Annotated in this window: 19 protein-coding genes; 3 read left to right on the top strand and 16 right to left on the bottom strand. The window is 59.6% G+C overall.

Annotated elements, in window-relative coordinates; genetic code table 11:
* Positions 1-23: 23 nt before the first annotated feature.
* The 13 genes from KGB06_RS01735 to leuC all read right to left on the bottom strand — a co-directional run bounded on the left by KGB06_RS01735 (position 24) and on the right by leuC (position 14,917).
* The gene (locus KGB06_RS01735) at positions 24-584 is read right to left on the bottom strand and encodes a CvpA family protein (protein WP_046026887.1); all 561 of its coding nucleotides are present in this window, start codon (positions 582-584) and stop codon (positions 24-26) included.
* Positions 585-683: 99 nt separating this feature from the next.
* The gene (locus KGB06_RS01730; RefSeq protein ID WP_223511459.1) at positions 684-1,343 is read right to left on the bottom strand and encodes an SPOR domain-containing protein; all 660 of its coding nucleotides are present in this window, start codon (positions 1,341-1,343) and stop codon (positions 684-686) included.
* Complete coding sequence (folC, locus tag KGB06_RS01725) at positions 1,327-2,634, bottom strand: bifunctional tetrahydrofolate synthase/dihydrofolate synthase (protein WP_223511457.1); 1,308 nt, start codon at positions 2,632-2,634, stop codon at positions 1,327-1,329. The genes KGB06_RS01730 and folC overlap by 17 nt, the downstream gene beginning before the upstream one ends.
* Positions 2,631-3,551 (bottom strand): acetyl-CoA carboxylase, carboxyltransferase subunit beta, encoded by a 921-nt coding sequence (accD, locus tag KGB06_RS01720; RefSeq protein WP_223511456.1) that lies wholly within the window; start codon positions 3,549-3,551, stop codon positions 2,631-2,633. The genes folC and accD overlap by 4 nt, the downstream gene beginning before the upstream one ends.
* Before the next feature lie 177 nt (positions 3,552-3,728).
* Positions 3,729-4,352, bottom strand: a complete 624-nt coding sequence (locus KGB06_RS01715; RefSeq protein ID WP_223511455.1) for a phosphoribosylanthranilate isomerase — start codon at positions 4,350-4,352, stop codon at positions 3,729-3,731.
* Between the two features lie 63 nt (positions 4,353-4,415).
* Positions 4,416-5,240 carry a tRNA pseudouridine(38-40) synthase TruA gene (gene truA, locus KGB06_RS01710; protein WP_223511637.1) on the bottom strand — a complete coding sequence of 275 codons (825 nt, stop codon included), beginning with the start codon at positions 5,238-5,240 and terminating at the stop codon, positions 4,416-4,418.
* 299 nt (positions 5,241-5,539) lie between these two features.
* A complete protein-coding gene (locus tag KGB06_RS01705) occupies positions 5,540-8,149 on the bottom strand; it encodes a FimV/HubP family polar landmark protein (protein ID WP_223511454.1) in 2,610 nt (869 codons plus the stop codon).
* Positions 8,150-8,357: 208 nt separating this feature from the next.
* Positions 8,358-9,368 carry an aspartate-semialdehyde dehydrogenase gene (locus KGB06_RS01700; RefSeq protein ID WP_223511453.1) on the bottom strand — a complete coding sequence of 337 codons (1,011 nt, stop codon included), beginning with the start codon at positions 9,366-9,368 and terminating at the stop codon, positions 8,358-8,360.
* A gap of 240 nt (positions 9,369-9,608) precedes the next feature.
* Positions 9,609-10,721, bottom strand: a complete 1,113-nt coding sequence (gene asd, locus KGB06_RS01695; RefSeq protein ID WP_007944112.1) for an aspartate-semialdehyde dehydrogenase — start codon at positions 10,719-10,721, stop codon at positions 9,609-9,611.
* 68 nt (positions 10,722-10,789) lie between these two features.
* Positions 10,790-11,872 (bottom strand): 3-isopropylmalate dehydrogenase, encoded by a 1,083-nt coding sequence (leuB, locus tag KGB06_RS01690; protein ID WP_123434394.1) that lies wholly within the window; start codon positions 11,870-11,872, stop codon positions 10,790-10,792.
* A 65-nt stretch (positions 11,873-11,937) separates the two neighbouring features.
* The gene (locus tag KGB06_RS01685; protein ID WP_223511452.1) at positions 11,938-12,705 is read right to left on the bottom strand and encodes a class I SAM-dependent methyltransferase; all 768 of its coding nucleotides are present in this window, start codon (positions 12,703-12,705) and stop codon (positions 11,938-11,940) included.
* A 137-nt stretch (positions 12,706-12,842) separates the two neighbouring features.
* Positions 12,843-13,487, bottom strand: coding sequence for a 3-isopropylmalate dehydratase small subunit (gene leuD, locus KGB06_RS01680; RefSeq protein WP_007944116.1), 645 nt, complete (start codon positions 13,485-13,487; stop codon positions 12,843-12,845).
* 11 nt (positions 13,488-13,498) lie between these two features.
* Positions 13,499-14,917: a 3-isopropylmalate dehydratase large subunit gene (leuC, locus tag KGB06_RS01675; protein WP_223511451.1), complete on the bottom strand. Its 1,419-nt coding sequence runs from the start codon at positions 14,915-14,917 to the stop codon at positions 13,499-13,501.
* A gap of 148 nt (positions 14,918-15,065) precedes the next feature.
* Between leuC and KGB06_RS01670 the strand changes: the two genes are divergently transcribed.
* Together KGB06_RS01670 and KGB06_RS01665 are read left to right on the top strand one after the other, a co-directional pair.
* Positions 15,066-15,956, top strand: a complete 891-nt coding sequence (locus KGB06_RS01670) for a LysR family transcriptional regulator (RefSeq protein ID WP_223511450.1) — start codon at positions 15,066-15,068, stop codon at positions 15,954-15,956.
* A gap of 69 nt (positions 15,957-16,025) precedes the next feature.
* Entirely contained in the window at positions 16,026-19,319 is a 3,294-nt protein-coding gene (locus KGB06_RS01665; RefSeq protein WP_223511449.1) for an EAL domain-containing protein, read from the top strand.
* A gap of 62 nt (positions 19,320-19,381) precedes the next feature.
* Here the strand turns inward: KGB06_RS01665 and KGB06_RS29960 are convergent, their stop codons facing one another.
* Together KGB06_RS29960 and KGB06_RS01655 are read right to left on the bottom strand one after the other, a co-directional pair.
* Complete coding sequence (locus KGB06_RS29960; RefSeq protein WP_223511447.1) at positions 19,382-19,753, bottom strand: DUF6124 family protein; 372 nt, start codon at positions 19,751-19,753, stop codon at positions 19,382-19,384.
* Positions 19,754-19,983: 230 nt separating this feature from the next.
* Positions 19,984-20,553 carry a DUF4174 domain-containing protein gene (locus KGB06_RS01655; RefSeq protein ID WP_223511445.1) on the bottom strand — a complete coding sequence of 190 codons (570 nt, stop codon included), beginning with the start codon at positions 20,551-20,553 and terminating at the stop codon, positions 19,984-19,986.
* A gap of 180 nt (positions 20,554-20,733) precedes the next feature.
* Between KGB06_RS01655 and KGB06_RS01650 the strand changes: the two genes are divergently transcribed.
* On the top strand, positions 20,734-21,102 hold the full coding sequence (locus tag KGB06_RS01650) for a VOC family protein (RefSeq protein ID WP_223511444.1): 369 nt from the start codon (positions 20,734-20,736) through the stop codon (positions 21,100-21,102).
* 20 nt (positions 21,103-21,122) lie between these two features.
* Here the strand turns inward: KGB06_RS01650 and KGB06_RS01645 are convergent, their stop codons facing one another.
* A complete protein-coding gene (locus KGB06_RS01645; protein WP_223511443.1) occupies positions 21,123-21,908 on the bottom strand; it encodes a sulfite exporter TauE/SafE family protein in 786 nt (261 codons plus the stop codon).
* Positions 21,909-22,170 lie beyond the last annotated feature (262 nt).

The raw sequence follows: 22,170 nt of genomic DNA, 5'->3' as shown, positions 1-22,170 counted from the left end.
AATGGATCTGAACTGAACAACACTCACTGAGGCGTTTTGGCCATTGGCAAGAGTTGCTCCTTGAACGGTATCTCAGCGGGTACGCTGATACCGCTGGCAAGCCACTGACTGCTCCACCCGAGAATCAGGTTTTTGGACCAGTCTGCGACCAATAGAAATTTTGGCACGAGCTGTGACTCTTTCCACCACCCGTCCTGCTGTACCGGCCCCAGGCTCAACAGCCCGACCGCCACGACCACCAGCAGCACGCCACGCGCGGCGCCGAAGGCCATGCCGAGGAATCGATCGGTCCCGGAAAGCCCGGTGACGCGAACCAATTCGCCGATAAGATAATTGATCATTGCGCCTACGATTAACGTGGCGACAAACATGATGGCACAGCCCGTGATCACACGAGCCGACGGCGTTTGGATATATCCGGCGAGGTACTCGGACAATGAACCACCGAACATCCAGGCAACGGCTCCTGCAATGATCCAGGTCACCAGCGACAGCGCTTCTTTGACGAAGCCGCGGCTCAGACTGATCAATGCGGAGATGGCGACGATTGCAACGATCGCCCAGTCAACCCAGGTAAATGGCACAGTGCAGCCTACAGACGGATAAGGCGGCGCATTTTAGCAGAGCCCATGCTGATCGGTAAGCGGCGATTGTCAGTGCATTTCAAATCGGAGCGATAGTTTTTAACCGCGTTCGGGCTGGAAGCGCACGACAAAACCCTTGAGGTTATGTTGGCGGCTCAACAAATCGCGCAGACGATCGGCTTCGGCACGCTCGATCAGCGGCCCGACGAACACCCGATTCTTGCCATCGGCCGAGCGGATATAGGCGTTATAGCCTTGGCTGCGCAGGGTTTTTTGCAATTTTTCCGCGCTTTCGCGATTCGACAGGCTGGCCACTTGAATCGACCAGCTGACCGACAGGCCATTGGCATCGATGCGACTTTGAGTGGTATCCGGCCTGGTCGGTGCAGCTGCGATAGGCTGAGCGGGCGGCGTCGAAGCCTTGGCGGCTGGCACAGGTGCCGGGACGGTCGGTTTGGCGACAGGTACCGGAGCCACAGGGGCCGTCGTTGCAGCGGGCGTCGACGGCGCTTCCTGCTGAGCGATTTCATCATCGCTAGGCACAGGCTCTTGAGGCAGTGCCTGCGGCTCAGGCACCGCTACTGGCTCGACCTGCACTTGCGGCAGCTCCGGTGCATGCGGCATCGCCGGCGCATCGACTGTCACCTGACGCTGCTCATCCTGACGGGAAAACAGCATCGGCAGGAAAATCACCGCCAGCGCCACCAGCACCAGCGCGCCGACCATGCGTTGTTTGTAGGCCTTATCCAGCAATGCCATTTGCCGCTTCCTCCGTGGAGCGCCGGGCCAACCATTCAAGGGCCTCGGCGACACAATAAAATGATCCGAACAACAGTATCTCGTCGTCGCTCGTCGCCAGCGCGCTCTGCCCTTCCAGGGCTGCCGCCACGCTGTCATAGGACGTTACCGACGCGCCAAGGTTCTGCAACGCAGCCTGCAAATCGGCAACCGGGCGCGCACGCGGCGAGTCCAGCGGCGCGACAGCCCAATGCTGGACACTAGCACTCAATTCACCGACAACACCATCCAGATCCTTGTCAGCCAGCAAACCGAACACTGCCAGACGCTTGCCGGTCGGCGGTCGACTGGCCAAGCGGCGAGCCAGGTACTCGGCGGCATGAGGGTTATGCCCCACATCCAGTAACAGGTTCAGGCGCTTGCCCTGCCAGTCGAACTGACGGCGGTCGAGACGACCCACCACCCGCGTCGATTTCAGCGCTTCAATAATCTGTGCGTCCACCCAAGGCAAACCGAGCAGCAGATAGGCCTGCAGGGCCAATGCGGCGTTTTCCATAGGCAGATCGAGCAACGGCAAATCGTACAACTCGACCGCTCGCCCTTGAGCGTCGAGCCCGCGCCATTGCCAGTTGTGATCAGTCACGCCGAGGTCGAAATCGCGACCACGCAGGAAAAACGGGCAAGCCAGCTCTCGCGCCTTGTCCAGCAGAGGTTGTGGAGGATTCAAATCACCACAGAGCGCAGGCGCTCCCTGACGGAAGATGCCGGCCTTCTCGAAGGCTACAGACTCACGGGTATCACCCAGATAATCCGCATGGTCGACGCCGATGCTGGTGACCAGCGCCATGTCGGCATCCACCACATTGACCGTATCCAGACGCCCGCCAAGGCCGACTTCCAGCACCACGGCATCGAGACCGGCCTGTTGAAACAGCCAGAACGCCGCCAGGGTGCCCATTTCGAAATACGTCAGGGACGTGTCGCCACGACCGGCCTCGACTGCGGCGAACGCTTTGCACAGCTCGGCATCCGCGGCTTCGACGCCGTTGACCTGCACCCGTTCGTTGTAACGCAGCAGGTGCGGAGAGTTGTAGACACCAACGCTCAGGCCCTGCGCCCGCAGCAACGAGGCCACGAATGCGCAGGTCGAACCCTTGCCGTTGGTGCCTGTGACCGTAATCACCCTAGGCGCCGGCTTACCCAGCCCCATGCGAGACGCTACCTGCTGCGAACGCTCCAGGCCCATGTCGATGGCCGAAGGGTGCAACTGCTCAAGGTAGGCGAGCCACTCGCCAAGGGTGCGCTCAGTCATACGTTCGCAGGTACCGGCGGAACCACGATTGGTTCGATTGGCGCAGCGACGAATTTCGGCGTCGGCAGACCCATCATTTGCGCCAGCAGGTTGCCCAGACGCGGACGCAGTTCCTGACGGTGAATGATCATGTCGATGGCACCGTGCTCCAGCAGGAATTCACTGCGCTGGAAGCCTTCCGGCAGTTTTTCACGCACGGTTTGCTCGATCACACGTGGGCCAGCGAAGCCGATCAGGGCTTTTGGCTCACCGACGATGACATCACCGAGCATCGCCAGGCTGGCGGAAACGCCGCCGTAGACCGGGTCGGTCAGCACCGAAATAAACGGAATACCTTCTTCACGCAGACGCGCCAGTACCGCCGAGGTCTTGGCCATTTGCATCAGGGAGATCAGGGCTTCCTGCATCCGCGCGCCACCGGAAGCGGCAAAGCAGATCATCGGGCATTTGTTTTCCAGCGCGTAGTTGGCGGCGCGAACAAAACGCTCACCAACGATGGCGCCCATCGAACCACCCATGAAGGAGAATTCGAACGCAGACACCACCACCGGCATACCCAGCAAGGTGCCGCTCATGGAAATCAGTGCATCTTTTTCGCCGGTCTGCTTCTGGGCAGCGGTCAGGCGATCCTTGTACTTTTTGCCGTCACGGAATTTCAGACGGTCAACCGGCTCCAGGTCCGCGCCCAGTTCGGCACGGCCTTCAGCGTCGAGGAAGATGTCAATGCGGGCGCGGGCGCCGATGCGCATGTGGTGGTTGCACTTCGGGCAAACATCCAGGGTCTTTTCCAGCTCCGGACGGTACAGCACAGCCTCGCAAGATGGGCATTTGTGCCACAGACCTTCAGGCACCGAGCTCTTCTTGACCTCGGAACGCATGATCGAAGGGATCAGTTTGTCTACTAACCAGTTGCTCATGCTTTCTTTCTCCAGTACCGGCGGCCCGAACGCTCTGGTTCGCAGCCCCGCGTATGCCCTTGAGCTAAATTCATATGTGTGGCGATGATTGGTCGGGTGGCCGGGTCAGCGAAAGCGACCTGCGTACAACCCATAAATCCTCAGCCATGCCTGTGGACGGCGGCAGTCTGCCAGCCGTCACATCAAGGTACGTACCGCTTTGATGAATGCCTGAATCTTTGCATGATCCTTGATGCCCTTGCTTGCTTCTACCCCACCGCTGACGTCCACGGCGTAAGGCCGGACCCGGGTAATCGCCCCAGCGACGTTTTCGGGGGTCAAACCGCCCGCCAGAATGATCGGCTTGCTCAAGCCTTGCGGTATCAGGGACCAGTCGAATGCCTCACCAGTTCCACCCGGTACACCTTCAACGTAGGCGTCGAGCAGGATACCGCTGGCGCTGGGGAACGCATCGCAGGCTGCCGCGATGTCGTCACCCGCCTTGACCCGTAGCGCCTTGATGTACGGCCGGTGCCAGCCTTCACACTCGGCGGCCGTTTCGTCGCCATGGAACTGCAACAGATCCAGCGGCACGGCATCGAGCAGCTCGCCCAGCTCGCAACGACTGGCATTGACGAACAAACCCACGGTGGTGACGAAAGGCGGCAGCGCCTTGATGATGTCGCGCGCCTGCTGAAACGTCACAGCCCGGGGGCTTTTGGCGTAAAACACAAACCCGATGGCATCGGCCCCGGCCTCGACCGCCGCCAACGCATCTTCTATGCGGGTGATCCCGCAAATCTTGCTGCGAACGGCAGACATGTCGATAAATCCTCAGGGTAAATCCGGGAAAGTCCCGGATGGTAACAAATGCATTCGAGGGCGTCAGCCGTCAAGTTCCGTGAAACCGGTCAGGAAGTGTGGGCCAATGTAACGTTCGGGCAATTGGAACTCATCACGGTACTCGACCTGCACCAGATACAGGCCGAACGGATGCGCCGTCACCCCGCCGGAACGGCGAATGCGGCTTTCCAACACCTCCTTCATCCACTCCACCGGGCGCTCGCCGGTACCGATGGTCATCAGCACGCCCGCAATGTTGCGCACCATGTGGTGCAGGAACGCACTGGCGCGGATGTCCAGCACGATCATCTTGCCGTGACGCGTGACTCGCAGGTGATGCAATTCCTTGATCGGCGACTTGGCCTGACACTGCCCGGCGCGGAACGCACTGAAATCATGCGTACCCACCAAGTACTGCGCCGCTTCAGCCATGCGTTCAACGTCCAGCGGGCGGTGATTCCAGGTGATTTCTTCGTTGAGGTGCGCCGGCCGGATCTGATCGTTGTAGATCACGTAGCGGTAGCGCCGGGCAATAGCCTTGAAACGCGCATGAAAATGCGCCGGCATGACCTTGGCCCAGCTGACACTGACGTCGTGCGGCAAATTGATATTGGCACCCATGACCCAGGCCTTCATCGAACGCTCGACCTGAGTGTCGAAATGCACCACCTGACCGCACGCATGCACACCAGCGTCCGTTCGTCCGGCGCACAGCAGCGACACCGGTGAGTCGGCGACTTTGGACAAGGCTTTCTCAAGGGTTTCCTGCACAGTGAGCACGCCGCTGGCCTGGCGTTGCCAGCCACGATAGCGCGAGCCTTTGTATTCAACGCCCAATGCGATCCGGAAAAAGCCATCGGCCGCCATTTCGGCAGCCGGATTATCTATATTTGCCAAGGGGTGACAGCCTGCTGATGTGCGCAAAGGCGGGCATTATAAGGCCGCTGGAGCGGGACGCCAGAGGCGTATGTCTTTTGTTAATTGGCCTCAACATCCATGTCAAATGTGATGGACTCTTCGCGAGCAGGCTCGCTTCCACATTGAAATGCATACCCTGTGGGAGCAGCCTGCTCGCGAAAGCAATAGCCCCAACACCGCCGGCTCATCGCGAAAACAAAAACGGCAGCCTAAATGGGCTGCCGTTTTCTTTACTCCTGCCTGATCACTCAAGCCAGACGCGAAAGCATTTCCCTGGCTTCGCTCTTCTGCCCGGCATCACCCTCGGTCACCACCTCATTGAGGATGTCCCGTGCGCCGTCGTTGTCGCCCATGTCGATGTAGGCCTGGGCCAGATCGAGCTTGGTAGCGACTTCATCCGTACCAGAGAGGAAGTCGAAGTCCGGCTCGTCAGCCGCCGAAGCCATGGCGTCTTCTGCGGTAAAGCTCGGTTCGCCAATGCTCTGGGACAGACGATCCAGCTCGTCATTGACGTCATCCAGCTCAGCTTCAAAAGCGTCCGGAATCTCAGTGGCGCGAGGCTCGGCCGGGGTCACGTCCATTTCATCAGCCAGCGACAGGTCAAAATCGGCAGGCAGCTCCAGATCGTCCTGCGGCACTTCAGGCACGACAGGCAAATCCTTCACGCCTTCGTCCAGATCCAGCAGGAAGTCGTCTTCGGCGAGAATGGCCGGCGACGGATCTGCGCCCAGATCCATGTCCAGATCGAAGTCCGACAGGTCGTCGAGGTTTTCCTTGATGTCGGTTTGCTGCTGCAATACCGATTCAAAGCTCAAATCGTCATCCAGCGGAAACTCGTCCAGCTCAGTCGATGCGTCTGCTTCTGGCGCAACCACAGCCGGTGAAGCGACTTCCAGGTCGTCCAGGCTCAAGTCGAAAGCGCTGTCGAAGTCGTCATCGACGGGTGCCGGGGCTTGCGGCTCGTCCAGCAGCAAGTCTTTGACGTACTGAGCGTCCAGCTCTGCGGCGATAGCCGCTGCGGCCAGACCACTTGCGGCGACCACGGCCATAGCCGGGAAGCGCGATTTAAGTTTTTCGACCTGGGCAAAGTTGTCGCCGTTGGCGACCAGCTGGCGCTCCTGACCAACGAACGCATCACGATCGCCCTGCTGACCGTAAACCTCCATCAGTTTCAAACGCAGCTCACTGCGTTGCGGTTCTTGCTTGATGCCGTCTTCCAGCAACGCGGCAGCCTGGTTCAGGCGACCGGCAGTGATGTGCGACTGCGCCTTGCTCAGCACATCGTCATCAGGCTCGGCTGCAGGCGACACCAGCGGTGCAGCTATTGGCGCAGTTACTACAACCGGCGCAATCACTGGTGCTGGCGCAGGTGCCGGGGTCGGCGCAGTGGCGAATTTTGCGCTCGGTGGCGGAACTTCCAGACCGTCGAAACTGCTATCCGACAGGTCGCTGTCAAAGGACAAATCCTGCCCTTCTGACAAGGCACGGGCCATGCGCAGGTGTTTATCGGCTTCTTGCTGAGCTTTGCGGCGACGTGCCAGCAACAGCAGCAAGAGCGCGAGAACCACCGCACCGCCACCGATCAGTCCCAACAGCACCGGGTTGGACAGCAGCTCGTTGAATTTCTGGTTGTCGGAGAGAGCCGGTGCCGGCTCGGTTGTCGGTTCGGCAGGAGCGGCAGCTGCTTCTGGCGCAGGTGCTGCCGGAGTCGGTGCTACGTCAGCCGGAGCCGTCGTTGGGTCAGCTGCCAACTCAGCCGATATGGCCGGAGCAGCCGTTGCAGCAGGTGCACCCGCCGCACCTTCGGCCTGCAACTTGGCCAATTGATTGTTCTTCAGCTCGAGCAGGCGTTGCAGCTTGTCCACCTGACTTTGCAGATCAGTCATGCGGCTTTTCAGTTCAGCGTTGTCACGACGCGTCGTGTCGAGGCTTTCCTGGGTCACGGCCAGCTTGTTGCTCAGATTCTTGGCATCGCCCGCAGCGCCTTTGCCACCCGCCTTGCCGGATTCGGCCGAGACCAGGCTCAGCTTGTCCTTGGAGTCTTGTGCAGTACCGGCGTCAGCACTACCACGCTTGGTGGCATCGAGTTGTTGCTGGCCGGTGCCGGGTTTCGCCACATAACGACGACCCTGGCGCCACGCGGTGTTTTGCGCGGCTACTTCAGCGATTGCCTTGGGGTGTGGCAGGCTGGTGGTTTGTGCCTGATCCGGCAGGCGCAGCACCTGACCGGTTTTCAGGCGGTTGATGTTGCCGTCGATAAAGGCATCCGGGTTCAACGCCTGGATGGCCAGCATGGTTTGCTGAATCGAGCCACCGTTGCGCGCCTTCGCGGCGATTTCCCACAGGGTGTCGCGCGGCGAGGTGGTGTGTTGAGTCGGTTTAGTCGCACCGGTCACCGGGGCGGTGACGGTTTGAGTCGGCGCTGGCTGCGTAGCCGCATCAACAGTCTGCGGCGAGAATTTGGACGGATCGAGCAGCACGCTGTAATCGCGCAGCAGCCGACCGTTTGGCCACATCACTTGAACGAGGAATTTCACCATCGGTTCGGACAGGGGTTTGCTGGAAGTCACACGCAGGATGCTTCTACCACTGGCGTTGAGCACCGGTGTGAAGGTCAGGTCATTGAGAAATGCCTGGCGGTCGACACCGGCCGCGGCGAAGTCTTCGGGCGAGGCCAGGCTCGGCACCACTTCGGCAACCGTAAGGTCCTTGACGTCAAGCAGCTCGATTTCCGCCACCAAGGGTTGGTTCAGCGTCGACTTCAGGGTCAATTCCCCGAGCCCGAGGGCATGTGCCATGCCGGAGGACAGCGCCGAGGCGGCCGCAATTGCTAACACCAGTTTGCGAACTTGAACCATAGCCTCATCCTTTGTTTAAACATTCCTCGGCCAGCGAGAAGGTCTTGATAGTCGCTGCCGTCAGGCATTGCGCGCGGCGTCGACGTGTCATCGCGCGCGATCATTTCTTGCATGCTCCGCAAAGCCCCGCAAGGTGGCTTTCCTTTAGCACCGCGGCCAAGCATAGCGCCCGGTTAGAATCATTCTGCAAATTGTTGCCAAGTATCTTTTACAGCAGGTCTTTTATCAACAATTCAGCCACCTGCACAGCATTCAGCGCGGCGCCTTTGCGTACGTTATCTGACGTCAGCCACACATTAAGTTCCGACAGGTCGTCGATACCGCTGCGAACCCGACCGACGTACACCACGTCTTGCCCCACCGCATCGCCCACTGCGGTCGGGTAATCGCCGGCCTCGACCAGCTCGATACCGGGCGCATCTTCCAGCGCCGCGTTGACTTTCGCCAGGTCGACAGCACTCGCTGACTGCAAGGTCACACTGAAGCTATCGCCAAAAAACACCGGGGCTTGAATGCAAGTAACGGAAATCTTTAATGACGGCAGCGCCAACACCTGCCGCAACTCACGCACCATGCGTTTTTCCAGCAGCGTATGGCCTTGCTCATCCGGCTTGCCGACCTGAGCCAGCAGGTTGAAGGCCATTTGCCGATCGAAGAACGTCGGCTCCAGCGGACGCACATTCAGCAGCTCGGCGGTTTGCCGGGCCAGTTCCGTCACCGCTTCGCGCCCTTGGGCGGAGACCGCCAGGCTGGCGGTCACGTTGACCCGCTGCAGGTCGATCACCCCAAGCAACGGCGCCAGCACTACGGCCAGGGTGGTGGCCGACGGGCTGGGGCTGCTGACCTGGAATGGCTTTTTCAAGCCAGCCAACACCTCGGCATTGGCTTCCGGTACCACTTGCGGCGCCTGATCGACCGGCAAAGCGCCAGACAGGTCGATCAACGAGCAACCGGCGGCGCTAGCGCGCGACGCAAAACTGAGAGTCACCGCAGGGCCAGCCGCGAAAAACACCAACTGGACTTTGCTGAAATCGAACTCATCGACTTCCCGCACCCGCACATTCTTGCCGCGAAACGGCACCGAATGACCGGCCGATTCGCTGCTCGCCAGCAGGTGCAGGTTGCCGACCGGAAAGTCGCGTTCTTCAAGAATCTGCACCAGCGTTTCGCCGACAGTACCGGTGGCGCCGATCACGGCGATATCAAAGGACTGGCTCATGGTTCTACCTCAGGCGAAACGGGGGGAGCGGCACTTTACCGGGTGGGTGGCGTGCAGGCAATTTCTGCCGGGGATTTGTGGTGTCTGTGCCGGCCTCATCGCGAGCAAGCTCGGCTCGTACAGGATCGGTGTCGCACTTGTAGGAGCCGAGCTTGCTCGCGATGGCGGCTTAACAGACCCCCAACAACCAAAAAACCCGCACCTCTTTCAAGGCACGGGTTCTTTTATTGCTTCAATCGATCAACGCTCAAGCAGGATCCGCAGCATGCGACGCAGCGGTTCGGCCGCGCCCCACAGCAGTTGGTCGCCGACGGTGAAGGCACCGACGAATTGCGAACCCATGTTCAGCTTGCGCAGACGGCCAACCGGCACGTTCAGGGTGCCGGTGACCTTGGTAGGGCTCAGCTCCTGCATGCTGATGTCGCGGTTGTTCGGCACCAGCTTGACCCAAGGGTTGTGCTGGCTGATCAGCCCTTCGATGTCGGCGATCGGCACGTCTTTGTTCAGTTTGATGGTCAGCGCCTGGCTGTGGCAGCGCATGGCGCCGATGCGCACGCAGATGCCGTCAACCGGGATCGGGCTCTTGAAGCGACCGAGGATCTTGTTGGTCTCGGCCTGGGCCTTCCACTCTTCGCGGCTTTGACCGTTCGGCAGTTCCTTGTCGATCCACGGGATCAGGCTGCCGGCCAGCGGTACGCCGAAGTTTTCGGTCGGGTACGCTTCGCTGCGCATGGCTTCGGCCACACGACGGTCGATGTCGAGGATGGCGCTGGCCGGGTCAGCCAGTTGATCCGCGACAGCAGCGTGGGTCGCGCCCATTTGCTTGATCAGTTCACGCATGTTCTGCGCGCCGGCACCGGAGGCCGCCTGATAAGTCATGGCGCTCATCCACTCGACCAGACCGGCTTCAAACAGACCGCCCAGGCCCATCAGCATCAGGCTGACGGTGCAGTTGCCACCGATGTAGTTCTTGGTGCCCGCATCCAGTTGCTGGTCGATGACCTTGCGGTTGACCGGGTCCAGGACGATGACCGCGTCATCCTGCATGCGCAGGCTGGAAGCGGCGTCGATCCAGTAACCCTGCCAGCCGGCTTCGCGCAGCTTGGGGAATACTTCGCTGGTGTAGTCGCCACCCTGGCAGGTCAGAATCACGTCGAGGGTTTTCAGCTCTTCAATGCTGTAAGCGTCCTTGAGCGGAGCAATGTCCTTGCCCACGGACGGGCCTTGGCCACCGACATTGGAAGTGGTGAAAAACACCGGCTCAATAAGATCGAAATCCTGCTCTTCCAGCATCCGCTGCATGAGCACGGAACCGACCATACCGCGCCAACCGATCAGACCTACACGTTTCATCGCAACTACACCTTCTTAAAAAGTGGGCCGCTGCTTTCGAAGTTGAAAGTGGCAGCGGGCCCGAGAGATTACAGATTCCGCAGCGCGGCGACTACTGCGTCGCCCATTTCTTGCGTACCGACTTTAGTGCAACCTGCCGACCAAATGTCGCCCGTGCGCAGGCCTTGGTCCAGCACCAGGCTCACGGCTTTCTCGATGGCATCGGCCGCAGCCTGCTGGTTGAAGCTGTAACGCAGCATCATCGACACCGACAAAATGGTCGCCAACGGGTTGGCGATGCCCTTGCCGGCGATGTCCGGCGCCGAACCGTGGCACGGCTCGTACATGCCCTTGTTGTTGGTGTCCAGGGACGCCGACGGCAGCATGCCGATGGAACCGGTGAGCATCGAGGCCTGGTCGGACAGGATGTCGCCGAACATGTTGTCAGTGACGATCACGTCGAACTGCTTCGGCGCACGCACCAGTTGCATGGCGGCGTTGTCGACATACATGTGGCTCAGTTCGACTTGCGGGTAATCCTTGGCCACTTCCTCGACGATTTCACGCCACAGCTGGCTGGACGCCAGCACGTTGGCCTTGTCCACCGAGCACAGTTTCTTGCCGCGGACCATGGCCATGTCGAAACCGACGCGGGCGATGCGGCGGATTTCGCTTTCGCTGTACGGCAGGGTGTCGTAGGACTGACGCTCGCCGTTTTCCAGGGTACGGGTGCCGCGTGGCGCGCCGAAGTAGATACCGCCGGTCAGTTCGCGAACGATCAGGATGTCCAGGCCGGCCACGATTTCCGGCTTCAGGCTCGAAGCCTCGGCCAGTTGCGGGTACAGGATCGCCGGACGCAGGTTGCCGAACAGGCCCAGTTGCGCACGAATTTTCAGCAGACCGCGCTCAGGGCGGATGTCACGCTCAATGGTGTCCCATTTCGGGCCGCCCACGGCACCCAGCAACACAGCGTCGGCTGCGCGCGCACGCTCCAGGGTTTCGTCGGCCAATGGCACGCCGTGCTTGTCGATGGCCGCGCCGCCGATCACGTCGTGGCTCAGCTCGAAGCCCAAGCTGTACTTGTCGCTGGCCAACTCCAGCACCTTGACCGCTTCGGCCATGATTTCCGGGCCAATACCGTCACCCGGGAGAATCAGAATCTGCTTGCTCATGCTTTCCTCATGTCATCAGTCGGTGCGCCCAGGGGCGCACCCGGAAAAATTCTATCGTCCGGAGCTTATCGTTCTGCAATCAGTACCAGCACATCTGTACTGAACGAACCATCGGCCTCAATCTCGAAATATTCGCGTACTTCATTACCCATCGACTGCTGCAACTCGCGGATGGCAGCGCGCATCACTTCAGGTGTGCGCATGCGCTCAACCCACGAGGTGTACTCCAGACGCAGCCGTTGACGCGTGGTGCTGCGGGTATGCAACCCCGCTTCACTGACCTGACGCAACCACTCGCCGGCGGAATAATCGCGCACGTGACTAGTGTCGCGCAGCACTTCGACGCTTTGCAGGTAAGTGTCGAACAACGGACTACCCGGTGACAACACGTCGATGAACGCCGCCACGCCACCCGGTTTCAGCACCCGACGAACTTCCCGCAGAGCCAGGCCGAGATCGCTCCAATGGTGCGCCGAATATCGGCTGAACACGAAGTCGAACTCGCCATCGGCGAACGGCAGGCGCTCGGCGGCACCGAGGACCGTCGATACGTTGCTCAAGCCACGATCAACGGCAGCACCGGCAACCACATCGAGCATTTGCTGGGACAGGTCGTAGGCCACCACGTCCTTGACCAGCGAGGCCACATGAAAACTCACATGGCCGGCGCCGCAGCCCAGGTCCAATACCCGAGCATCGCCCTGCCCGGCCAGTTCGGCCTGTAGCAGTGCAAATTCGGTGCCTTGAGCGTGAACGGCGCTGCTCAGATAGGCCGAGGCCTGTTCACCGAATTGCTTTTGGACTACCTGGCTGTGCGGGGCGGTGCTGGTCATGGGGACTTCCTTTTTCAGGGTTTAGTCTTGTGTTGTCTGGGTGGGCCTCTTCGCTGGCAAGCCAGCTCCTACAGGAATTACGCTGTCCTGGTAGGAGCTGGCTTGCCAGCGAAAGCGGCATCACGCCTTACGCAAAATCAAGCGTCGCGAAACAACCACGGCTGGCTCGCCCGGTGCTTGGCCTCAAACGTCGCAATCGCCTCATGGTCCTGCAACGTCAGGCCGATATCGTCCAGACCGTTCAACAGGCAATGCTTGCGGAACGCATCAATCTCAAAGTTCAACACCTTGCCGTCCGGGCGCGTCACGGTCTGGGCTTGCAGATCAACCTGCAACTGGTAGCCAGGATTCGCTTCAACCTGCTGGAACAGCTCATCCACTTCAGCGTCGCTCAAGATGATCGGCAGCAAGCCGTTCTTGAAGCTGTTGTTGAAGAAGATGTCGGCGTAGCTCGGCGCGATAATGCTGCGGAAACCGTACTCTTCCAGCGCCCACGGCGCGTGTTCACGGCTGGAGCCGCAACCGAAGTTTTCACGAGCCAGCAAAACGCTGGCGCCTTGATAACGCTCGGCGTTGAGGACAAAGTCTTTGTTCAGCGGACGCTTGGAGTTGTCCTGATACGGTTGCCCCACATCCAGATAACGCCATTCATCGAACAGGTTCGGGCCAAAACCCGTGCGCTTGATCGACTTTAAAAACTGCTTCGGAATGATCTGATCGGTATCGACGTTGGCACGATCCAAAGGCGCGACAAGACCAGTGTGCTGGGTAAAAGCTTTCATGCTGCGCTCCTTCAGATCAATTCACGGACGTCGATGAAACGACCGTTTACAGCAGCGGCGGCGGCCATCGCCGGGCTGACAAGGTGAGTACGACCACCGGCGCCCTGACGGCCTTCGAAGTTGCGGTTGGAGGTCGAAGCGCAATGCTCGCCCGACTCCAAACGGTCCGGGTTCATCGCCAGACACATCGAGCACCCAGGCTCACGCCATTCAAAACCGGCTTCGAGGAAAATCTTGTCCAGACCTTCCGCTTCGGCCTGCGCCTTCACCAGACCCGAGCCCGGCACCACGATGGCCTGCTTGATGGTCGACGCTACTTTGCGGCCCTTGGCGATCACGGCGGCTGCGCGCAAGTCTTCGATCCGCGAGTTGGTGCAGGAGCCGATGAACACGCGATCCAGTTGAATGTCGGTGATCGCCTGATTGGCGGTCAAACCCATGTACTTCAAGGCGCGAACGATCGAATCGCGTTTGACCAGGTCCATTTCCTTCGCAGGGTCCGGAACGTTCTGATCGACAGCCAACACCATCTCAGGCGAGGTGCCCCAGCTGACTTGCGGCTTGATCTGGGTCGCATCGAGCTCAACGATGGTGTCGAACGTGGCGTCTTTATCCGACACCAGGTCTTTCCACGCTTCGACGGCCAAGTCCCATTCCGCGCCTTTCGGGGCGAATGGACGGCCCTTCACGTAGGCCACGGTTTTTTCGTCCGCTGCCACCAGACCAACGCGTGCGCCGGCCTCGATGGACATGTTGCAGATGGTCATGCGGCCTTCAACGGATAAGTCACGAATCGCGCTACCGGCGAATTCGATGGCATGGCCATTACCGCCAGCGGTGCCGATTTTGCCGATCACGGCAAGGACAATGTCCTTGGCTGTCACGCCGAACGGCAATTGGCCTTCGACCGACACCAGCATATTCTTCATTTTCTTGGCGACCAGGCACTGAGTGGCGAGCACGTGCTCGACCTCGGAGGTGCCGATACCGTGAGCCAGGGCACCGAACGCACCGTGGGTCGAGGTGTGGGAGTCGCCGCAGACCACGGTCATGCCCGGCAAAGTCGCGCCCTGCTCCGGGCCGATAACGTGGACGATGCCTTGGCGAATGTCGTTCATCTTGAATTCGACGATGCCGTATTCATCACAGTTGTCATCGAGGGTCTGAACCTGCAAACGCGAGACCTCGTCGACAATGGCTTCGATGCCGCCCTTGCGCTCTGGTGTGGTCGGTACGTTGTGGTCCGGGGTCGCGATGTTGGCATCGATTCGCCAAGGCTTGCGCCCGGCCAGACGCAGGCCTTCAAAGGCTTGCGGCGAGGTCACTTCGTGGATGATGTGACGATCGATATAAATCAGCGCCGAGCCATCGTCGCGCTGTTTGACCAAATGCGAATCCCAGAGCTTGTCGTAGAGCGTTTTGCCGGCCATCAGACGGTTTCCTCATCAGCTTGTTTCTATGCCCTGGGTCTTGAACGCTTCAATAACCCTTTGGCTTGTGAGGTCGATCCTAGGGGGTTACATTAAATAACTCAAATTCATATTTTTTATGCTTTGGATAACCAACTGGAATACAACAATGGATCTGGCCAACCTCAATGCCTTTATCGCGATTGCCGAGACCGGGAGCTTCTCCGGTGCAGGTGAACGGCTGCACCTGACTCAACCGGCGATCAGCAAGCGCATCGCCGGGCTGGAGCAGCAACTGAAGGTTCGGCTGTTTGATCGCCTGGGCCGTGAAGTCGGCCTGACCGAGGCTGGCCGCGCCCTGCTGCCTCGGGCTTATCAGATACTGAACGTGCTGGACGACACCCGGCGCGCCCTGACCAATCTGACCGGCGAAGTGTCCGGCCGTCTGACCCTGGCCACCAGTCACCATATCGGCCTGCACCGTTTGCCACCCTTATTAAGGGAGTTCACCCGGCGTTACCCTCAAGTGGCGCTGGATATTCAGTTCCTCGATTCGGAAGTGGCCTACGAAGAAATCCTCCATGGCCGCGCGGAGCTGGCAGTGATTACGTTGGCGCCGGAGCCGCACACGCTGGTCAAGGCGACGCCGGTGTGGGACGACCCGTTGGATTTCGTGGTTGCCCCGGAGCATTCGCTGATCAGCAACGGCCCGGTGAGTCTGGCAGATATCGCCCTGCACCCGGCGGTCTTCCCCGGCGGCAACACCTTTACTCATCACATCGTTCAGCGGCTGTTTGAGGCGCAAGGCCTGACACCGAACATCGCCATGAGCACCAATTATCTGGAAACGATCAAGATGATGGTCTCAATCGGCTTGGCCTGGAGCGTATTGCCGCGCACGATGCTGGATGAACAGGTTGCGCGAATACCCTTACCCGGCATACAACTGACTCGCAAGCTAGGCTATATCCTACACACCGAAAGGACGCTATCGAATGCAGCAAGGGCATTTATGGCTTTGCTGGATGCACAAATCGATCTGCCAGGGACTCAGGGCTAACGTGTACTACGCCTATAGAGCCGAAAAACTCTACGCTTAACGCCCATTTCCGCCCAAGGCCTGTTGCCAATGCCGAAATCTGTTGACCGAATCCCCTCGATGCCGCGCATTCAGGCACTTGACCCTAAACGGTCCGAGCTGAGCTGGCAAAGCGCGCCACAATTGCTCGCCGCCTTGAACGGCGCTCGGCTGGGTGCCTGGTGTTGGGACATCGAGCGCGGACAGATCAGCTGGTCACGGGGGACTCAGGCGCTGTTTGGTTTCGATCCGCATGTGCCATTGCCCGCAGACCTGCAATACCTCGATTTGGTGCCGCCGGAAGATCGCGCGAAAACCGTCCGGGCGTTTGATGCCGTGATTGCCGGCGCCCCCCTTGCACAAGCGATGCGCCACCGCATCCGCTGGCCCGATGGCAGCCTGCACTGGCTGGAAATCAGCGGCAGCCTGCTGCCGGACATGAACGGTCGGCCACGCATGATTGGTGTCATCCGCGAAATCACTCACCAGCGTCAGCGCGAACAAGCCCTGAGCAGCTCGGAAAAACGCTTCGCCACGCTGTTTCACCTGTGCCCGAACATGGTGTTGCTGACCCGCCTGGAAGACGGCCTGATCACCGAAGCCAACCAGTACTTTGAAAGCCTGTTCGGCTGGCCGGTGCAAAACGCGATAGGCCGCACCACGCTGGAACTGGGCCTTTGGGTGCACCCAGAGCAACGCGCCGAACTGGCCATGGCCACCAAGGCCAAAGGTGGGTTGATCAGCATGGAAGTACAGTTTCGTGCCAGCAACGGACAGATCCACAATGGCATCCTCAGTGCACAAAAGGTTGAACTCGAGGGCCAGCCGTATTTGCTGAGCACCTTCCTCGACACCACTGAACGCAAAATCGCCGAACAAGCCCTCAAGGACAGCCAGGAGCGTCTCGACCTCGCCCTGGATTCGGCGCAACTCGGCACCTGGGACTGGCACATTCCCAGCGGCATGCTCTACGGCTCGGCGCGGGCCGCGCAGTTGCACGGGCTGGAGGCCAAACCCTTCCATGAATCCTTCGACGATTTTTTCGAAGGTGTGCCGGGCGAAGATCGCGACACCATGCGCAACGCCTATCGCAGCCTGCGCGAAGGCCCGGCCGGCAATTATCAACTGACCTACCGTGTACAACTGCCGGACGGCAGTTCGCGCTACCTGGAAAGCCGCGCCCGCCTCTACCGCGATGAAAACGGCTTGCCGCTGCGCATGGCCGGCACCCTGCTGGACATCACCGATCAGGTAGAGCGCGAACAGCGACTGGTGGCTTCCGAAGAGAAATTCGCCACGCTGTTCCAGGTCAGCCCGGACCCGATTTGCGTGACAGACCAGGACACCGGCCAGTTCATCGAGATCAACTCCAGTTTCACCCAGACCTTTGGCTGGAGCGCCGCCGAAGTGATTGGCCACAGCGCCGACGAGATTGGCCTGTGGGACGCGGCGGCGAACAGCCCTCAACGGATCGAACAGATCATCCGTGAACAAGGGCTGGACAATGTCGACATCGTCGCCCAGCACAAGGACGGGCAATCCCTGACCTGCGTGATTTCCAGCCGCCAGATCAGTGTTGGCAACCAACCCTGCATCGTCACCACCTTGCGCGATATCTCCCACCAGCAACGCTCCGAAGCGGCGCTCAAGGCCAGTGAAGAGAAGTTCGCCAAGGCGTTCCACTCAAGCCCCGACGCCATCACCATTACCGAGCGCGATACCGGGCGTTATCTGGAGGTCAACGACGGTTTCTGCCGCCTGACCGGCTACCGCGCGCAAGAAGTGATCGGTCGTACGGTGTATGAAGTGGGCATTTGGGCCGAAGAGAAACAACGTTCCGCATTGCTGACCGAGCTGCAGATCAAGGGCCGTGTGCATCACCGGGAAATGCTCGGGCGCAATAAAGGCGGGGAGTTGCTGACCGTCGAAGTCTCGGTCGAGCCGATCACCCTCAACGAAACCGCCTGCCTGTTGCTGACGGCTCGCGACGTCAGCCTGCTGAAAAACGCCGAAGCGCAAATCCGTCACCTGGCCTACCACGACCCCCTGACCAACCTGCCCAACCGCGCCTTGCTGATGGACCGCCTGAGCCAGCAAATCGCCTTACTCAAGCGCCATAATCTGCGGGGTGCGTTGCTGTTCCTGGACCTCGATCACTTCAAGCACATCAACGACTCCCTCGGTCACCCGGTCGGCGATACGGTGCTGAAAATCATCACCGCGCGACTGGAAGCCAGCGTGCGCATGGAAGACACCGTGGCGCGGCTGGGCGGTGACGAATTTGTGGTGTTGCTCAGCGGTCTGGAAGGTTCGCGCAATGAAGTCAGCGCTGAGGTTCAAGAACAGGCCGACACGTTACGAGAACTGCTGTCGGAGCCGATGTTCCTCGATGGCCAGCGCCTGCAAGTGACACCAAGCATAGGCATCGCACTGATTCCGGACCATGGCTCGACCCCGACCGACCTGCTCAAACGCGCCGACATCGCGCTTTACCGCGCCAAGGACTCGGGTCGCAACACCTCGCAGATGTATCACAACGCCATGCAGAAGGCCGCCAGCGAACGCCTGCGCATGGAAACCGACCTGCGCCTGGCCCTTTCCCGGGGAGAATTTCATGTGCATTACCAACCTCAGGTCGACGCCCGGGGCAATCGCATTGTCGGCGCCGAAGCGCTGGTGCGCTGGGATCACCCGGAACTTGGCGCGCAATCCCCGACCGAGTTCATCAAGGTGCTGGAAGACAGCGGCCTGATTCTTGAAGTTGGCACCTGGATAATCGACGAAGCCTGCGGGGCCTTCAAACAGCTGGTCGCCAAAGGCCTGGTCAACCCGCTCAGCTTCAGCCTGTGCGTGAACATCAGCCCGAGGCAATTTCGTCAAACCGATTTCGTCGAGCGTATCGAACACTGCCTCACCAGCCACGGACTGCCCTGCTCGCTGCTGAAACTTGAAATCACTGAAGGCATCGTCATCCAGAACCTGGAAGACACCATCAACAAAATGCGCCGCCTGAAAAAACTCGGCGTGAGTTTCGCGATGGACGACTTCGGCACCGGCTACTCCTCACTGACCTACCTCAAGCGCTTGCCGGTCGACACCCTGAAAATCGATCAGTCATTCATTCGCGACGCTACTACCGATCCGAACGACGCCGAGATCATCCGCGCCATTGTCGCCATGGCTCGCAGCCTGGAGCTGAAAGTGATTGCCGAAGGGGTGGAAACGCCGGAGCAACTGGAGTTTTTGCAGGGGCTGGGTTGCGATTTTTATCAGGGGTATTTACACAGCCGGCCGTTGCCGGTGGAAGAGTTTCAAAAACTCCTCAAGCAACCCCGGCCCCTGTAGCAGCTGCAGGCGGCTAAAAATGGGTGACCCTTTGAGGTCGTCCATTTTCGTTGGATGCCTGCTTAATGCCGAGTCACTGGCTGGCCGGCAGACGCATCGTCACGCGAAGCAAGATTGTCCCGCACCTGAGTCACCAACAACTCGGCGACCATCGCCAACTGCTGAATCGAAAACACTTCACCGCGGTTCGGCCCTTCCAGTTTTGCGGCAAAATTCTCGAGCAGGGCATTCAGTGACGCGAGGGTTTCGCAGGCTTGTTTTAGCAGGGTCAGTGTGTCGACGCCGGGGGCAATGGCGAATATCTGCTGGGGCGAAGAAACACGCCTGGGGCGCTGCGTGACCGCCACTTTTGCGGTTTCGCACACCTTCGCGGGAGCGGGATGATCGGCATCGGTTGGGGTTTGCGGTTGTTGAGGTTTGCTTAACTTTTTCACAGGCGAGGCTCCTTTTTTCCACGGGTGTTTTCGTCCTTGGGTCCCTCAATATCGCGGACTTCCATAAAGGCTAGCGGTGCGCGCTGTAGGGCACCAGTTCATCAAGTGCTACACGACTTGAAGGAAATTTCCGAAGCCAATGAAGGCGGATACTTCACCGGCAAAAAAAATGGGTGATCGTGACAGTCGGGTATCGCTATAACTGATAACCACAGGGGTTCGGTGGAGTGTCAGTCATCCGGCATTTCCGGAACCTTGGCGGGTTTGCCCGATTTTCCATGCTTGGCAGCCTTGGTGCCTTGGGCATCTTTGACCGGATCGGCTACAACGGGGAGCGCTACCGTGGGCGCGGGGGCTTCTTTCTCTGCCGCTGGCAGGGCGTCAATGGTGTCGAAAATCTTCTTCAAATCGACCGACTTTGATTCATCCCCCGAGCTCTCAAGCTTCTTCTCGCCGTCCTTGCCGATCAGGATCACTTTGGGCAACGCCCCCGCACCGAGTTTCAGGGCGCGTATCAGTGCCATGGTGTCCTGCTGACCGAGATCCTTGCCGTCGAGTTGCCCGAACATGTTCAGCACGCTGTACACCCTGATATTGCGCTGGGCGATACCCTCCTTGTTAGCCGGATCGTTCAGCGACTTTTTCAGGCCCGCCCAGACCGGGTCGACGGTGCTGGGCGCAATGACAATCAGTGGCCGGAACCTGCCTTTATCCATGTCCAACGGTGAATCACTTTCGGCTGCGAGCAAGGGACCGGCGAAAGCCAGCAAGGTTGTCAGGGTCAAAAACCTGATGAGCATGCGCATCTCCTTTTGATAACCACGCTCTAATGATTGCGCATCGCGACGTTCGTTCCGGGTGACGCACCGCGAATGTGTTTCGCCTTGACCCAAGCTTAGGTCAGGGCGGTCATTGCGCAACAGGCTGGGCTAATCTCAAAGCTCCTGTCGATCCACCTGAATCGCCGTGAGGACTTCTCCATGAGCGCTCAGCTGAACCACACCATCGTCTGGTGTCGCAACAAGCAGATATCGGCGAATTTCCTCGCCGAACTCCTCGGCCTGCCCGCCCCCGAGCCTTTCGGCCCAATGCTGATCGTCAAGTTCGACAACGGCGTGTCGCTGGATTTCTACAACAACGAGCCGCCGATTGCGTCCCAGCACTATGCGTTCTTGATTGGTGAAGACGACTTCGACAAGGCCTTCGCGCGCCTGCAAGCACACGGCCAGCCGTGGTGGGCGGACCCGGGCAAGCAGAAGCCGAAGGAAATCAATGAATACGCCGGGGGACGGCGAGTGTACTTCGATGACCCGGACGGGCATCTGCTGGAGATATTCACCCGCGAGTGACACTGGCGAATCAGTGGGAATCAGAACGCCAGTTTGTAACCGATCATCACCAACATCGTCGCCAGGCAAGGACGCAGTACTTCATCGGAAATCTTGCCGGTCAAATGACTGCCCAACCAGATACCGGGTAGCGAACCGATCAGCAAGTAACCCAACACGTGCCAGTCCATGTTGCCCATGCTCGCATGGCCAAGCCCGGCGACCAGGGTCAGCGGTACGGCGTGGGCGATTTCCGTGCCGACAAGGCGACGGGTTGGCAGCAGCGGATACAGGATGAACAATGCCACGGTGCCAAGGGCGCCAGCACCGATGGACGTCAGCGCAACCATGGTGCCCAGCACCAGGCCGGTGATGACCGTCATCACGTTGAGGCGTTTGCCACTGGGGTTGTAGTTACCACCGGCACAATTGTGCGCAAACTCAAGCAGGCGCTTCTTGAAGAGAATCGCCAACGCCGTGGCGAACAGGACGAAGCCCAGCGCCTGTTTGATGATGGCATTCATCGTTTCTGGCGCGGTGTGCAAACTGCTCAGGAACCACAGCGTCAACGCCACGGCCGGCACGCTGCCAAGAGTCAGCCAACCCGTAATCGCCCAATCGATGTTGTTGTTTTTCCTGTGAACCAGCACGCCACTGGATTTGGTGATCGCCGCGTACAGCAGATCGGTACCGACCGCCGTCGCGGGGTTGATGCCGAACCACAGCAGAATCGGGGTCATCAACGACCCGCCACCAACGCCAGTCATGCCGACAATAAAGCCAACGACCAACCCGGCAATGACCAACCCGATGTTCACTAATTCCATTGATACGTCCACAAAGACCGCAGGAGAAATCTGGCCCGCAGCATAGCGATTTTTCTTATAACCACTTATATCGATGCGGACTATCGTTATATCCGAGATGTAACTACACCCCCCATTCCCCTGTAGGAGCGGAGCTGATCTGGTCCAGTAATTTTGGACATTGTTTTCGGTTCTCACGCCGCCATCTTTTCTGCCGCTACCGGCGAGTGGTAACCGTTGTAGCTGTGGCGCCTTACATTGTTGTAGCGCGCCACATATCGGT

This window comes from Pseudomonas sp. GL-B-19, assembly GCF_019956415.1.
GTDB lineage: Bacteria > Pseudomonadota > Gammaproteobacteria > Pseudomonadales > Pseudomonadaceae > Aquipseudomonas.
This window is presented reverse-complemented; position numbering and strand designations above follow the sequence as displayed.

What these genes read in the sequence shown, in the direction of transcription:
- accD (WP_223511456.1), bottom strand. Translation starts at nt 3,551, where the DNA reads ATGAGCAACTGGTTAGTAGACAAACTGATCCCTTCGATCATGCGTTCC.
- KGB06_RS01665 (WP_223511449.1), top strand. Translation starts at nt 16,026, where the DNA reads ATGCCGAAATCTGTTGACCGAATCCCCTCGATGCCGCGCATTCAGGCA.
- folC (WP_223511457.1), bottom strand. Translation starts at nt 2,634, where the DNA reads ATGACTGAGCGCACCCTTGGCGAGTGGCTCGCCTACCTTGAGCAGTTG.
- KGB06_RS01655 (WP_223511445.1), bottom strand. Translation starts at nt 20,553, where the DNA reads ATGCTCATCAGGTTTTTGACCCTGACAACCTTGCTGGCTTTCGCCGGT.
- KGB06_RS01670 (WP_223511450.1), top strand. Translation starts at nt 15,066, where the DNA reads ATGGATCTGGCCAACCTCAATGCCTTTATCGCGATTGCCGAGACCGGG.
- KGB06_RS01715 (WP_223511455.1), bottom strand. Translation starts at nt 4,352, where the DNA reads ATGTCTGCCGTTCGCAGCAAGATTTGCGGGATCACCCGCATAGAAGAT.
- KGB06_RS01645 (WP_223511443.1), bottom strand. Translation starts at nt 21,908, where the DNA reads ATGGAATTAGTGAACATCGGGTTGGTCATTGCCGGGTTGGTCGTTGGC.
- leuD (WP_007944116.1), bottom strand. Translation starts at nt 13,487, where the DNA reads ATGAAAGCTTTTACCCAGCACACTGGTCTTGTCGCGCCTTTGGATCGT.
- KGB06_RS01700 (WP_223511453.1), bottom strand. Translation starts at nt 9,368, where the DNA reads ATGAGCCAGTCCTTTGATATCGCCGTGATCGGCGCCACCGGTACTGTC.
- KGB06_RS01650 (WP_223511444.1), top strand. Translation starts at nt 20,734, where the DNA reads ATGAGCGCTCAGCTGAACCACACCATCGTCTGGTGTCGCAACAAGCAG.
- KGB06_RS01730 (WP_223511459.1), bottom strand. Translation starts at nt 1,343, where the DNA reads ATGGCATTGCTGGATAAGGCCTACAAACAACGCATGGTCGGCGCGCTG.
- KGB06_RS01685 (WP_223511452.1), bottom strand. Translation starts at nt 12,705, where the DNA reads ATGACCAGCACCGCCCCGCACAGCCAGGTAGTCCAAAAGCAATTCGGT.
- asd (WP_007944112.1), bottom strand. Translation starts at nt 10,721, where the DNA reads ATGAAACGTGTAGGTCTGATCGGTTGGCGCGGTATGGTCGGTTCCGTG.
- leuC (WP_223511451.1), bottom strand. Translation starts at nt 14,917, where the DNA reads ATGGCCGGCAAAACGCTCTACGACAAGCTCTGGGATTCGCATTTGGTC.
- leuB (WP_123434394.1), bottom strand. Translation starts at nt 11,872, where the DNA reads ATGAGCAAGCAGATTCTGATTCTCCCGGGTGACGGTATTGGCCCGGAA.
- KGB06_RS01705 (WP_223511454.1), bottom strand. Translation starts at nt 8,149, where the DNA reads ATGGTTCAAGTTCGCAAACTGGTGTTAGCAATTGCGGCCGCCTCGGCG.
- truA (WP_223511637.1), bottom strand. Translation starts at nt 5,240, where the DNA reads ATGGCGGCCGATGGCTTTTTCCGGATCGCATTGGGCGTTGAATACAAA.